The following is a 13,464-nucleotide window of genomic DNA, read 5'->3' as shown; positions in this document are numbered from 1 at the left end:
TGTCCCGGGTATGCGCGCTATGACTTACCCCGAGTACGGAGACCCCAGCACCCTGGAGCTCACCGAGCAGCCCACCCCGAAGGTCAGCCCGGGCACCGTGCTGATCCGGGTCCAGCGGGCCTCGGTCAACCCCGTGGACTGGAAGCTGATGGCCGGCGGGCTCGACCAGATGATGGATGTCTTCTTCCCGGTCATCCCCGGCTGGGACGTGGCCGGCGTGGTCGAAGCCGTCGGCCCGGACACCCCCGAATTCGCCCCCGGTGACCGCGTCGCCTCCTACGGGCGCAAGGACGCCGTCTACGGCGGCACCTACGCCGAGTACGTGACGCTGCCCGCCACCTCGGTGGCCGCGATCCCGGACGAGGTCGACGACGAGGCCGCCGCCGGGCTGCCGCTGGCGGGCCTGACCGCACTGCGCTCGCTGGAGACGCTGGAGCTGACCGCTGAGGACACCCTGCTGATCCATGCCGCCTCCGGCGGGGTCGGCTACTCCGCGGCGCAGCTGGCCCGGGAGATCGGCGCCACCGTGATCGGCACCGCCTCCGAGAAGAACCACGACAAGCTCCGCGCGATCGGCGTGACCCCGGTGACCTACGGGGACGGCCTCGTCGAGCGGGTCCGCGAGGTCGCGCCCGACGGCGTCACCGCTGTCGCCGACTTCGTGGGCGGAGTCCGCGAGGACACCCTCGCCGTGCTGGCCGATGGGGGACGCCATGTCTCGGTCGCCGATCCCTCGGTCGAGGAGAAGGGCGGCCACTGGGTGTGGGTGCGACCGGATGGGCAGCGTCTGCGCACGCTGCTGGAGAAGGTCGCCGCCGGCACCCTCAGCGTCGAGATCGACCGCACCTTCGCGCTCGCCGACGCGGCCGAGGCACTGGAGACCAGCAAGAACGGCTCGGCGAACGGCAAACTCATCATCGACGCCACCCGCTGAGGCTCGGCTGGCCCTACGGCCCGCCGAGCTCCTGCAGCTCGCCCAGCAGCGCGAAGATCTGCTCGTCCATCTCCACCTGGGTCATGAGGATGCAGATCGTGCCGTCGGGATCGGCGAAGAAGTCGGTGCCCATCCCGCCGGACCAGCCGAAGCGGCCCCGGTGCGGGCCGTCGGTCACCACCGAGACCCCATAGCCCCAGCCGTTGCCCTCCCAGAACCCGGGGAAGAAGCTCTCCGGGGTCTTCACCGAGTCGGGCACCTGGTCCCGCCGCAGCTCGCCCAGCAGCTCCGGGCCCAGCAGGTCGCCGTCCAGCAGCGCACGCAGGAACGCGTGGAAGTCAGCGAGGGTCGAGACCAGCTCGGAGTGGCTGACGTCGAACGGTGGCGGGTCGGCATAGAAACCGGCACCGGCGGGCTCGATCTGCTCGAGACCGTGCTCGGTGCGACGGTACGCAGGCAGCAGGCGGTGGGCCTGCTCGCGAGGGACGGCGAAACCCGTGTCGGGCATGCCCGCCGGATCGAGCACCGTCCGCCGCAGCACGTCCTGGGTTCTCTCCCCCGTGAGGCGACCGAGCAGGATCCCGAGCACCCCGAAGGAGACGTGGTAGCGCCAGCCGTCGCCGGGCTGGAACGCGACGGGCAGGGCGGCGAGAGCCTCGAGCCACTCCTGGGCACCGAGCTCGAGCGGCTCGTTGCCCGGCTCGACGCGGGAGGCGACCATGGCGCGCTTCAGCGGCGAGTCGGTGGTCATCATCCCGTAGCCGGACCGGTTTGTCAGCAGGTGACGCAGCGTGATCGGGCGGGAGGCGGGCACCGTGTCCTCGAGCTCCGCGTCAGGGCTGCTGAGCACGCGGGGCTCGGCCAGCTCCGGCATCCACTCGGCGACCGGGTCGTCCAGGCCGAGCACGCCGTCCTGGACGAGGCGCAGCGCCGCCACCGAGGTGACGATCTTCGTCATCGACTGGATGCGGAAGATGGCATCGGTGCGCAACGGTGACCCGCCCGGGGCATCGGTGCCGACGGCGACCGGCTCGTAGTCATGGCCGCACGTGGCGACAGCTCCGGGCATGGTGCCGGACTCGACGTGACGGGACAGCAGCTCGCTCAGGTCAGTGGCCAAGAGGCGACTCGGCAGAGTCATCAGCCCGCGGTCGCCGCGCCGACCTCGGGCTCACCCGCGGCGGCGCTCTCACCGACGGCCTCCGACATGGCGCAGATCTGGAACGTGGCGCCGTCGGGGTCGGCGACGGTGGCGATCCGGCCGAACGGGGAGTCGATCGGACCGTCCAGCACGGAGCCTCCCAGCTCCTGGACCTTCGCGGCCGCCGGGTCCGCGCTCTCGACGGCCAGGTAGGCGCGCCAGCCCGTGGCCTCCTTCGGCATGAAGGCCGTGCTGTCCCCGAGCCCCCAGGTGGCGCTGTCCATGGGGCCGGCGTTGAGGTACCGCATCATTCCGTCGTCCATGGATTCGCCCATCGGCTCCAGCTGGATGTCGAGCAGGGTCGAGTAGAACTCGCGGGCCGCGTCGAACTCGTGGGTCATCAGTTCGAACCACACCGGCGAGCCGGGCGCGCCCGTGAACTCGAAGCCCTCGAACTCGTTCGCCTGCCACAGGCCGACGCGCGCGCCGGTGGGGTCGGTGATCATCGCGCTGCGGCCGAGCGGGCCGATGTCCATGGCGGGGGAGAACACGCTCGCGCCGTGCTCGGTGGCCCGGGCGAGGCGGGCGTCGACGTCGTCGACGGCGAGGTAGACGTCCCAGCCGCTCTCGAGCGGTGTCCCGTCGGGCATCGGCATGCCCGCCACGTCCATGAGGCCGCCGACGGGCGCACCGTCGTTGCTGATCATGTGGTAGTGACCGAACTCCTCGCCGGTGTCCTCGAACATCCAGCCGAAGAGTTCGGAGTAGAAGGTGAGGGTCGCCTCGAGCTTCGTCGTGCCGAGATCGAGCCAGGTCGTGTCTCCGGTGGGGCGGGCCATGATTCCTCCAGGAGTGAGTCGCGGAGTGCGGCGGACAGTGCTGTGGCTCACAGTAGAGGCTCGCGAGGGTCTGGTCTTGTCCGATCCTGCGCACATCCGGCCCTGCGCACCTCTGATGCTGCCGGGCCGGGCGCTGTCACCGCCGGCACAGGCTCGGCAGTGCCGAGAGCAGGGGGATCCCGACCGCGTCCTCCTGGGCCCGGAATCGCAGGGTGACCTCGCCGGCGGCGGTGATCGGATGTGGATGGGCGGCGACGACGGGGGTCGACGGCGTCAGGTGGGCGCGTGGGTCGGCGTCAGGGGCCACCGCGAAGCCGAGCAGGAACGGGGCGCTGTCGCACAGCGGGAGGTCGATGAACTGCTCGCCGGAGGTCAGCGTGCCCGAGCGTGGCAGCCCGATGGGTGCAGGGTGCGCGTACCAGCCCACCCAGATCGAGGCATCTCCGCGGCGGCTCAGCTCCTCCGGCACGTCGAGGTGGATCCGTACGGTCCGCTCGTCGGGGGCAGTCAGCGAGAAAGGGCGCGGCGGGTGGTCGCTGATCCGCTCCGCCAGGCGGCGGAGCTCGGCCGGCGGTACCCCGACGGTCTGGCGGAAGCGCCGGCTGAAGCTGGAGAGGGAGTCGAATCCGACGGCGGCGGCCACGTCGATCACGGGGTGCTCTGCGCCGAGCAGCATCCGTTTGGCGGCGTCGATCCGCATCGCGATGAGGTATTGGCCGGGACCGATGCCCACGTGGGCACTGAAGCGCCGGGCGAAGTGGAAGGGGCTGTAGCCCGCCTCGTCGGCGAGATCTGCGACCTTCAGCGTCGCGGCCTCCCGCCGCGCGAGAGCGAGCACGGAGTCCCACGGCGCGGACGTCTGCCGTTCAGTGGTCTGGGTCACGCGTCGAGTCTAAATCGTTGTACACGGCAGTCGCAGGCGGGAAAAGCGCTTGCGGGGGACGTGGCCGGTGGGTCCTGTCCCTCGGCGCCGGCTCCCGCCCGGCCGGTCTCCGCACGGCGGGATGACGGTGGCAGTACGTGACTGCCCAGCGCATGGTTAGAGTGGCAGAGCCCTACTCCCCGTGGTCCGCGTGATGCTGGACCCGATCACCGGTGCCGGCTGGTCCGATCCGTCGGAGGTCGTGACCGCCCCGGTGCAGGGGAGTCCGCCATCCCGAACGGAGAAGCTCTGTGATGACCGAGGACGAATCTGCCACCGGCAGGAGAGGGCCCGCCGGGTCACGACGTACCGACCGGCGCGGCGGAGACCGGCTGCCCAGCCTGGACTATTCCCGTCCGAAGTATCCCCACGACATCCATCCAGCCCTGGTGCCCGGCATCGGCATCGATGACCAGCGCCGCATCTACCACGTCGACAAGATCGTCTTCGGGGTGGCCGGGATCCTCACCGTCGCCTTCGTGATCTGGGGCATCGTCGATCCGGCGAGCGTCGGCACCGTCGCCAACGCGGCGTACGCGTGGACGATGAGCCACCTGGGGTGGCTGTTCAACGCCGTCGCCACCGTGGTGCTGGTCGCCATGATCATCCTCAGCCTCTCGCGGTACGGGAAGATCCCGCTGGGCAAGGACGGGGAGAAGCCGGAGTTCTCCACCTTCTCCTGGGTGGCGATGCTGTTCGCCGCCGGCCTGGGCATCGGCGTGATGTTCTGGGGCCCGGCCGAGCCGCTGACCTACTTCCTCTCGCCGCCGCCGCTGACGAACGAGTCGGAGTCCGTCGAGGCCATGCACTACGCACTGGCCCAGACGTACTACCACTGGGGCTTCCACGCCTGGGCGATGTACGCGCTGGTCGGCGGAGCCGTCGCCTATGCGGCCTACCGTCGCGGGCGCTCCCTGCTGATGTCCTCGATCTTCCAGCATCTGTTCGGCAAGCGGCGCACCGAGGGCTGGGCCGGTCAGCTGGTGGACACCTTCGCGATCATCGCGACTCTGTTCGGCACCGCCGCGGCCCTCGGTATCGCGGCCCTGCAGATCGGTCAGGGTGTCGTCATCGTCTCCGGCGCCTCGGAGCTGACCAACACCGCCCTGCTCCTGGTCATCGCGGTGCTCGCCGTCGGGTTCGTGATCTCCGCCGTCTCCGGCGTCTCCCGCGGCATCCGCTACCTCTCCAACCTCAACATCGTGCTGACCATCGGCTTCACCGGTCTGGTGTTCCTGCTCGGTCCCACGCTGTTCCTGCTGAACCTGCTGCCCTCGGCCATCATGGAGTACGTGGGCTCGCTGTTCCACCTCATGGCCCGCTCGGCCTCCTGGGGCCAGGAGACGCTCGACTTCCAGTCGGCCTGGACCGTGTACTACTGGGCATGGTGGATCTCCTGGTCGCCCTTCGTCGGCATCTTCATCGCCCGCATCTCCCGGGGCCGCAGCATCCGCCAGTTCGTCCTCGGCGTCATCCTGATCCCGTCCTCGCTGCTGTTCGTCGCCTACGGGATCATGGGCGGGACCGCCATCTCGATGTACCGCGAGGGCGGCCTGGGCGTGATCGAAGAGGTCAACGCCCCCGAGGTGCTCTTCTCGATCGTGGACAACCTGCCCTTCGCCAGCGTGATGCCGCTGCTGATCATGGCGATCCTGGCGATCTTCTTCATCACCGCCGCCGATTCGGCCTCGGTGGTGATGGGCATCCTCACCACCCGAGGCAGCTCCAACCCGCCCAAGGTCCTGGTCGTCTTCTGGGGCCTGGTGATGGCCGGCATCGCCGTGGTCATGCTGCTGCTGGGCAACGAGTCCGCGCTCCAGGGGCTGCAGTCACTGGTGATCGTCACGGCCGTGCCCTTCGCGGTCGTCATGCTCCTGATCGTCGTGGCGTGGTTCCGTGAGCTGCGCACGGACCCGAACACCCTGCGTCAGAAGTACGCGGAGGCCGCCGTCAGCAACGCGGTCGTGGACGGCGTGGACAAGTACGACGACGACTTCAGCCTGCAGGTCGTCCGGGCCGAGCCCGGGGAGGGCGCCGGCGCCGGGGTCGACTCCACCCATGCGGATTACACCGAGTGGTACCAGCGCACCGACGAGCACGGCGAGCCCGTCGGCTTCGACTTCGAGACCGGAGAGTGGGCCGACGGCTGGACCCCCGAGACCGAGGAGGACGACACCGGCTCGGTGTCGCCCGAGGTCACTGCCACCCCGAGCACACGAAAGGACACGCCATGAGACCGAACATCGTCGTCATCCAGGCCGACCAGATGGCCGCGCAGGCGCTCGGCGCCTACGGGGACCAGGCGGCTCTGACCCCGAACATCGACGCCCTCGCCCAGGAGGCAGCGGTGTTCGACCGCGCCTACTGCAATACGCCGCTGTGCGCTCCCTCGCGGGCATCGATGATGACGGGCCGCATGCCCTCGGACATCGGGTGCTACGACAACGGGGACGACTTCGGCGCCTCCACGCCGACGTTCGCCCACCACCTGCGCGCCGCCGGCTACCACACCGCGCTGGTCGGCCGCATGCACTTCATCGGCCCCGACCAGCACCACGGGTTCGAGCAGCGACTGACCACCGACGTCTACCCGGCGGACCTGGACATGGTCCCGGACTGGCAGCGGGATCTCGGCGACCGGCTGCAGTGGTATCACGACGCCGACGCCGTCTTCACGGCGGGCGTCTCGAAGGCCACCGTCCAGCAGGACTTCGACGACGAGGTGGGCTTCCATACGCTGCGCCACCTCAACGACCGTGTGCGCGCGAACCAGGCCGCGGGGGAGGACATTCCCTTCCTCATGGTCACCAGCTTCATCCATCCCCACGACCCGTACGAGCCGCCCCAGGAGCACTGGGACCGGTTCGAGGACGTCGACATCCCCGATCCCGCGCACCCGCAGGTGCCCAGCGCGGACGAGGACCCGCACAGCCATCGTCTGCGGGCGATGAGCGGATTCGACCGGCGCGAGCCGACCCTCGACGAGGTCCGGCGCGCCCGGCGCTCCTACTACGCCGCCGTGAGCTACATCGATGACCACGTGGGCCGGATCCGCGAGCGCCTGGAGAGTCTCGGGCTGCTCGAGAACACGGTCATCATCGTCACCAGCGATCACGGCGACATGCTGGGCGAGAAGGGCCTGTGGTACAAGATGTCGCCGTACGAGGAGTCCTCGCGCGTGCCGATGATCGTCTACGGGCCCGAGCACCTGGTCCCGCGCGGCCGGTACGCGAACCCGGTCTCGCTGCTCGACCTGATGCCGACCCTGCTGGACCTGGCCGGTGCGCCCGGCGACCAGGACAGGGAGGGCCGTGACCCCGCGCGCCGGGGCATGTCACTGCTGGAATCCGCGCGTCGCGAGGCCGACGGGAAGGCCGGCCCCGAGGACCGCGACGTGGTGATCGAGTACCTCGCCGAGGGCACGCTGCGCCCGCAGCTGACCCTCGTGCGCGGTCAATACAAGTACGTGGTCTGCCCGGGCGATCCCGATCAGCTCTTCGACCTGGTCGGCGACCCGCACGAGCTGACCAACGTCGCCGAGCGGCCCGAGCGGCCCGAGCACACCGAGCTCGTCAGCCGGCTGCGCGGCGCGCTGGAGAACCAGTACGATCTCGCCGCTCTCGAGGAGGCCGTCCTGGCCAGCCAGGCACGGCGTCGCCTCGTGGCCGAGGCGCTGCAGACCGGCACCCCGCGCCCGTGGGACTTCGTCCCCGACCCCACGCAGCGCTACGTGCGCGGCGACTTCTGGGGTGCCCTGGAGTTCGGGCAGATCCGCGACGCGATCCCCATGGAGGAGACCTCCTGAGCCACTGACCGCAGCGCGCCCGACGGGCCAGCGCACGCCCGACGGACCGGAGGGCACCCGACGGACCAGCGCACGCCCGACGGACCAGCGAGATCCGCGACTTGTAGGGAATGAGCGAGCCATTCCCTACAAGTCGCGGATCTCGTTCGTTGCGCTGTTCTCCCGGGGAGAGAGGGAGCGGGGGTCAGGCGCCCTGTGCGCTCCGGATCAGGTCCGCGGCGCGCTCACCGATCAGCATCGTGGTGATGTTGGGGTTCACCGCGACCAGCTGAGGCATCACCGAGCCGTCGACCACGCGCAGCCCCGTGACGCCCTTGACCCGCAGCTGCGGATCCAGCGGTGAGGAGTCGTCGTCGGCCGAGCCCATCCGGCAGGAGCCGGCCGGGTGATAGACGGTGTTGTGGGTGCGGGAGACGTAGTCGGCGATCTCCTCGTCGCTCTGGACGTCCTCACCGGGGTAGAGCTCGCGGCCGCGGAAGGCGTCCATGCCGGGCTGGGAGACGATCTCCCGGGCCTTGCGGATACCGGCCACGGCGACGGCCATGTCGTGGCCGTCCTCGTCGGTGAAGTAGCGCGGGTCGACCTTGGGCTTGTCCCGGTAGTCGATCGAGCGCAGCCGCACCGTGCCGCGGGAGCGGGCATGGGTGATGTTCGGAGTCAGCGCGAAGGACTCCGGGGAGGTGGGGTAGCCCTGCCGGCGGGTGTGCATGTCGAAGGGCACCGAGCCGTAGTGCATCATCAGATCCGGCAGGTCCAGCCCCTCCTGGGTGGGCGTGAAGATCCCGATCTCCCACCACTGGGTCGTATCGCGCGTCATCTTCTGCGTGGACTCCCACGAGATCACGGCTTCCGGGTGGTCCTGGAGGTTCGAGCCGACGCCGGGGGAGTCCACGCGCACCTCGATGCCGAGCTCGCGCAGATGATCGGCCGGGCCGATGCCCGAGAGCATCAGCAGCTTCGGGGAGTCGATCGCGCCGGCGGAGAGGACCACCTCGCGGCGTGCGTGCATCACCGAGGAGCGGCCGAAGGCGTTGTCGACGTACTCGACCCCGGTGGCCCGCTGGTCGGCGTCGAAGAGCACCTGTGCCACGTGATGACCGGTGAGGATGTGCAGGTTCTCCCGCTCCATGACCGGGTGCAGGTAGGACACCGAGGACGACGACCGGTTGCCGTCGGCCCTGCGGTTGACCTGGAACCAGTTCGCCCCGTTGACCACGGTCTCGAAGTCGTTGAAGGTCGCCGTGGGGATGCCGGCCTGCTCGCACGCCTCCAGCAGTGCGGCCCCCAGCGGATCCTCCGGGGGAACGTCCATGAGGTGGACCGGACCGTCGGTGCCGTGCCCCTCGCCGCTGCGGGAGCTGTTGGTCTCCAATCGCTTGATCAGCGGCAGGATCGCCTCGGCGTTCCAGCCGTCGGCGCCCAGCTTCTCCCACAGGTCCATGTCCTCGGCCGGGGGGTAGAAGGCGATGCAGGAGTTGTGGGAGGAGCACCCGCCCAGGACCTTCGCGCGCGCATGGCGCATGAAGGAGTTGCCGTGCTCCTGCGGCTCGATCGGGTAGTCCCAGTCGAGCCCGGATTCGAGCAGCTCGGGCCAGCGCTGGAGGTCCAGCACCTCGGCGTGGTCGAGGTCGTTGTCACCGGCTTCGAGGAGTGCGACCTCGAGGCTGGGGTCCTCGCTGAGCCGCGAGGCGACCACAGCGCCGGCGGACCCGCCGCCGACCACGATGTAGTCATATTCGGTGACGGGGTTCTCGGAGGGAAGGTCCTGGTCGGACATCGTGTCTTCTTCCTGTCGTTCCGTGAGAATGAGGGTCGATCAGCTGAGCGCGCCGGGCTGGTCTCCTACCGCTGGCAAGCTCGCAGTACGTCGATCAGCTGAGCTTGCTGGGCTGGTCTCCTACCGCTCGCAAGCTCGCAGTACGTCGATCAGCTGAGCTTGCTGGGCTGGTCTCCTACCGCTCGCAAGCTCGCAGTACGTCGATCAGCCTTTGCGCGGGAACCAGCCGGAGACCGCGGGCTCGGTGTTCTCGTAGATGTGCTTGGCCTCGGTGTACTCCTCGAGTCCGCTCGGGCCGAGCTCGCGGCCGATGCCGGAGCGCTTGAAGCCGCCCCACTCCGCCTGCGGCAGGTAGGGGTGGAAGTCGTTGATCCAGATGGTGCCGTGGCGCAGACGCCGCGAGACCCGATTGGCGGTGCCGGAGTTCGATGTCCACACCGCGCCGGCCAGGCCGTACTCGGTGTGGTTGGCGATCTCGATCGCCTCCTCCTCCGTGGAGAAGGTCTCCACCGTGATCACGGGGCCGAAGCCCTCCTCGACCACGGCCGGGTTCTCGGCGGTGCACTGATCCAGGACGGTCGGGGCGTAGAAGAAGCCCTGCTCGTGCTCGGGGCCGCCCCAGTTCCCGCCGGTGCGCAGCCGGGCGCCGGCCTCGACGCCGCGATTGACGTAGTCGGTGACCTTGTCACGGTGCTCGGCGGAGACCAGCGGGCCGGTCTCCGCATCCTCGTCGAGCGGACCGCCCATGACGATGCCCTCGGCGCGGGCGACGAGGTCGTCGACGAACTGCTCGGCGATGGTGTCCTGGACGATCAGGCGCGTGCCCGCGGAGCAGACCAGGCCCGAGTCGAGGAACCCGGCGTTCAGCGCATTGTCCAGCGCCGCCTCGTAGTCGGCGTCGGCGAAGACCACGTTGGGGTTCTTGCCGCCGAGCTCGAGGGCGACCTTCTTGATGTCGCTCGCCGCGGACTCGGCGATCTTGCGGCCGGTGACCAGGCCGCCGGTGAAGGAGATCAGGTCGATCTCCGGATGGGAGGACAGGGGAGCGCCGACCACGCCACCGGCGCCGAGCACGAGGTTGGCGACCCCGGCGGGCAGCCCGAGCTTGTCCAGCACGTCCAGGATGAGGATCGTGGTGTGCGGAGTGAGCTCGGCCGGCTTGATGATGAAGGAGTTGCCCGCGGCCAGTGCCGGGGCGATCTTCCACGAGGCCTGCAGCAGGGGGAAGTTCCAGGGCGTGATCATCCCGCACACGCCGACGGGCTCGTGGACGACGCGGGAGATGACGCTGCCGTCACCGGCGTCGACGAGGCGCCCGGGGTTCTGATCGGCGATCTTGCCGAAGTAGCGGAAGCAGGCGGTGATGTCGTCCATGTCGCCTTCGGCCTCGACCAGTCGCTTGCCGGTGTCGAGCGCCTCGGCGCGGGCGAATTCGTCCTTGCGGGCCGCCAGCGCATCGGCGACCTGCAGCAGGAAGTCCCCGCGCTCGGAGGCCGGCTTGTCGGCCCAGACGCGGGACTCGAAGGCGGCCCGGGCCGCGAGGATGGCCCGCGCGACGTCCTCGGCGGTGGCCTCACTGACCACTCCGACCTCGCTCTGATCGGCCGGGCAGGTCACGGTGCGGGTCTCTCCGGACGAGGAGGGGACCCACTGGCCGTCGATGTACAGGGTGGCGATCTGGTCAGTCATGACGCTCATTCTCCTCCGTCGCGGGTGGTGCGGGGGGCCGGGCCCGTCCGGTCGGGCGCAGCGGTCGTCGGGGCGGGGTCGTCGAGCTGGTCGGTGTCGACCCATTCGTCCGGAGCGGTCACCGGGACCGCTCCGGTCACGGTGCCGATCTGCCGGCTCATGGTCAGATACATGATGTGGGCGTCGTAGGCGTCCAGGACATCGGCGATGACCTGATCCTTCGTGTACCCCATGATGTCGCGTCCCCGCGACCCCAGCGCCGAGAAGATCTCGATGCGGTAGTAGGTGTCCTTCACGGCGGCCAGGTTGGCCGCGAAGTTCGGGACGGAGTAGGCCACGGGGTAGGTCTGGTACTTGAAGTCCTCCCCCTCGGGGAAGGAGACGACCAGGTCGACGAAGGGGATGGAGCTGTCCGGGTGGGACCCGCGGTGGCAGGTGACCTCGCAGCCCAGTTCGCTCAGCTCCGCGGCGACCTCCTCCACGGCGGGCGTGGCGACCGTCTCGACGAAGTCCGTGGCCTGCTCGGCGGAGGCGTAGGACATGCGGTGGCGCAGCCGGTCCCGCCAGGTTCCGCGTTCGCCGCCCTCGCGCACCCGGCTGGTCAGCAGCGCGGGCAGTGCCGCCTGGCGCGACTCGAGGTTCATCCGCTCGGTCCTCAGCACCTTCCACAGGCTGAACATCACCAGGTACACCATGATCGACAGCGGCAGTCCCACCATCACGGTCGCAGCCTGCAGCGTGTACACGCCGTCGATGAACAGCATGACCACGGTCAGGGCGCCGGTGATCACGGCCCACACGATCCGCAGCCACGGCGGGCCGTCCGAGTCGGTGCTGGAGGCCTTCGAGGTCATGTTCGCCATCACCAGCGAGCCGGAGTCGGCCGAGGTGACATAGAAGAACAGGCCGGTCAGCAGAGCCAGGGACACGGTGAACAGCGACCCCGGGTACTGCTCCAGCAGGTTGAAGAAGCCGGATTCGGGCTGATTGACCGCGAGATCCAGGAACTCCTGGTCCCCGAAGAAGCCCAGCGCGGCGTTGCCGAAGATCGAGACCCACAGCAGGATGAACGAGAAGGGGATCAGCAGCACGCCGACGATGAACTCGCGCAGGGTGCGGCCGCGGGAGATGCGCGCCAGGAACAGGCTGACGAACGGCGCCCAGGCGATCCACCAGGCCCAGAAGAACAGCGTCCAGTCCGCCATCCACTGATCCGCGGGATAGCCCTCGGCCCCGTCGCTGTAGGCGAAGGTGGTCATCAGCATCGAGGGGAAGCGGGAGAAGAAGTCGCCGATGTTCTGGACCAGGGCGTTGAGCAGCTGGTGGGTCTCACCGGTGATCAGCACCCACAGCATCAGGGCGATCGCGAGGTAGACGTTCAGCTCCGCCAGGCGGCGGATGCCCTTGTCCACACCCGAGACGGTCGAGGCGATGGTGATGAACACGGCCAGCGCCATCAGAGCGATCTGCACCGCGATCGAATTGGGGATCCCGAACAGCGCGGAGAGCCCGAAGTTCAAGAACACCACGCCGATGCCGAGGGAGACCGAGATGCCGAAGATGGTGCCGATCGTCGAGGCGATCTCGGCCGCGTGCCCCACGGCGCCGTGGATGCGGCGGCCGAAGATCGGGGCGAGAGCGGAACGGATGCTCAGCGGCAGGTGATACCGGTAGGCGAACAGGCCGAAAGCCATGCCCATCAGGGCGTACATCGCCCAGCCCGGGATGCCGTAGTGGAAGATCGTCCAGATCGGGGCCATCCGCGCGGCCTCGGCGGAGCCGGCGGGGACGTCCGGCGGGGTCAGGTAGTTCGTCGCCGGACCAGAGATGCCGAAGAACATCAGGTCCACGCCGATCCCCGCGGCGAACAGCATCGCGGCCCACGTGAACATGTTGTACTTCGGCTGCGAATGGTCCGGACCCAGCCGGGTCTGGCCCACCTTGGAGGCTGCCACGATCACGACGAACACCACCACGAGGGCGGCCGTGAGCACGTAGTACCAGCCGAAGTTCGTCGCCACCCAGCCCATGGAGCCGAAGATGACCGTCTCGGCGGTGCCCGGCCAGATCGCGGCGAACAGCACGAACGCCACGATGAGCACCGAGGTGCCGATGAACACCGGCCAGTTCACGGGGGAGTGGGAGCCCGCCGTGCGGGTCGCGGGGCCGCCGTCCTCCCCACCGGGGTCCCTCCCGGGTCCGGGAGCTGACGTGGGCGGGTGGCTCTGGGCGGCCTGGGCCATCACGGTCCTTTCGATCGACGAGCGAGGGGTCCGACGGTGCATCGGCCGGCGCCGGGAATTCTTCGTTCCGGCGGGTTCGGCCGACGCACGACACTAAGGTGATCTCCGCTCCGC

General features: G+C 69.3%; 9 protein-coding genes. 3 read left to right on the top strand and 6 right to left on the bottom strand.

The genetic code is table 11. The features are described from left to right. Positions 1 to 19 precede the first annotated feature (19 nt). The gene (locus ACFQRD_RS14225; RefSeq protein WP_377019419.1) at positions 20 to 934 is read left to right on the top strand and encodes an NADP-dependent oxidoreductase; all 915 of its coding nucleotides are present in this window, start codon (positions 20 to 22) and stop codon (positions 932 to 934) included. 13 nt (positions 935 to 947) lie between these two features. On the opposite strand, the gene ACFQRD_RS14220 is transcribed toward ACFQRD_RS14225, so the two are convergent. The 3 genes from ACFQRD_RS14220 to ACFQRD_RS14210 all read right to left on the bottom strand — a co-directional run bounded on the left by ACFQRD_RS14220 (position 948) and on the right by ACFQRD_RS14210 (position 3,797). Continuing rightward, positions 948 to 2,054 carry a serine hydrolase domain-containing protein gene (locus tag ACFQRD_RS14220; RefSeq protein ID WP_377804605.1) on the bottom strand — a complete coding sequence of 369 codons (1,107 nt, stop codon included), beginning with the start codon at positions 2,052 to 2,054 and terminating at the stop codon, positions 948 to 950. A 20-nt stretch (positions 2,055 to 2,074) separates the two neighbouring features. Continuing rightward, a complete protein-coding gene (locus ACFQRD_RS14215) occupies positions 2,075 to 2,914 on the bottom strand; it encodes a VOC family protein (RefSeq protein WP_377804603.1) in 840 nt (279 codons plus the stop codon). A 136-nt stretch (positions 2,915 to 3,050) separates the two neighbouring features. Then, positions 3,051 to 3,797 (bottom strand): helix-turn-helix transcriptional regulator, encoded by a 747-nt coding sequence (locus ACFQRD_RS14210; RefSeq protein WP_377804601.1) that lies wholly within the window; start codon positions 3,795 to 3,797, stop codon positions 3,051 to 3,053. 293 nt (positions 3,798 to 4,090) lie between these two features. On the opposite strand from ACFQRD_RS14210, the gene ACFQRD_RS14205 reads away from it, so the two are divergent. Together ACFQRD_RS14205 and betC are read left to right on the top strand one after the other, a co-directional pair. Next, positions 4,091 to 6,070 (top strand): BCCT family transporter, encoded by a 1,980-nt coding sequence (locus tag ACFQRD_RS14205; protein ID WP_377804599.1) that lies wholly within the window; start codon positions 4,091 to 4,093, stop codon positions 6,068 to 6,070. Further along, positions 6,067 to 7,641 (top strand): choline-sulfatase, encoded by a 1,575-nt coding sequence (betC, locus tag ACFQRD_RS14200; protein ID WP_377793265.1) that lies wholly within the window; start codon positions 6,067 to 6,069, stop codon positions 7,639 to 7,641. The genes ACFQRD_RS14205 and betC overlap by 4 nt, the downstream gene beginning before the upstream one ends. Before the next feature lie 184 nt (positions 7,642 to 7,825). Here the strand turns inward: betC and ACFQRD_RS14195 are convergent, their stop codons facing one another. The 3 genes from ACFQRD_RS14195 to betT all read right to left on the bottom strand — a co-directional run bounded on the left by ACFQRD_RS14195 (position 7,826) and on the right by betT (position 13,350). Next, the gene (locus ACFQRD_RS14195; protein ID WP_377019411.1) at positions 7,826 to 9,418 is read right to left on the bottom strand and encodes a GMC family oxidoreductase; all 1,593 of its coding nucleotides are present in this window, start codon (positions 9,416 to 9,418) and stop codon (positions 7,826 to 7,828) included. Positions 9,419 to 9,622: 204 nt separating this feature from the next. Then, positions 9,623 to 11,107, bottom strand: a complete 1,485-nt coding sequence (locus ACFQRD_RS14190; protein ID WP_377019410.1) for an aldehyde dehydrogenase family protein — start codon at positions 11,105 to 11,107, stop codon at positions 9,623 to 9,625. 5 nt (positions 11,108 to 11,112) lie between these two features. Then, positions 11,113 to 13,350, bottom strand: a complete 2,238-nt coding sequence (betT, locus tag ACFQRD_RS14185; protein WP_377019409.1) for a choline BCCT transporter BetT — start codon at positions 13,348 to 13,350, stop codon at positions 11,113 to 11,115. Between the last annotated feature and the right edge of the window lie 114 nt (positions 13,351 to 13,464).

It is taken from the genome of Brachybacterium sp. GCM10030268 (genome assembly GCF_042666305.1).
Classification (GTDB): Bacteria; Actinomycetota; Actinomycetes; order Actinomycetales; family Dermabacteraceae; genus Brachybacterium.
The sequence above is the reverse complement of the archived record's forward strand: the minus strand, read 5'-3'. Positions and strand labels throughout refer to the sequence as shown.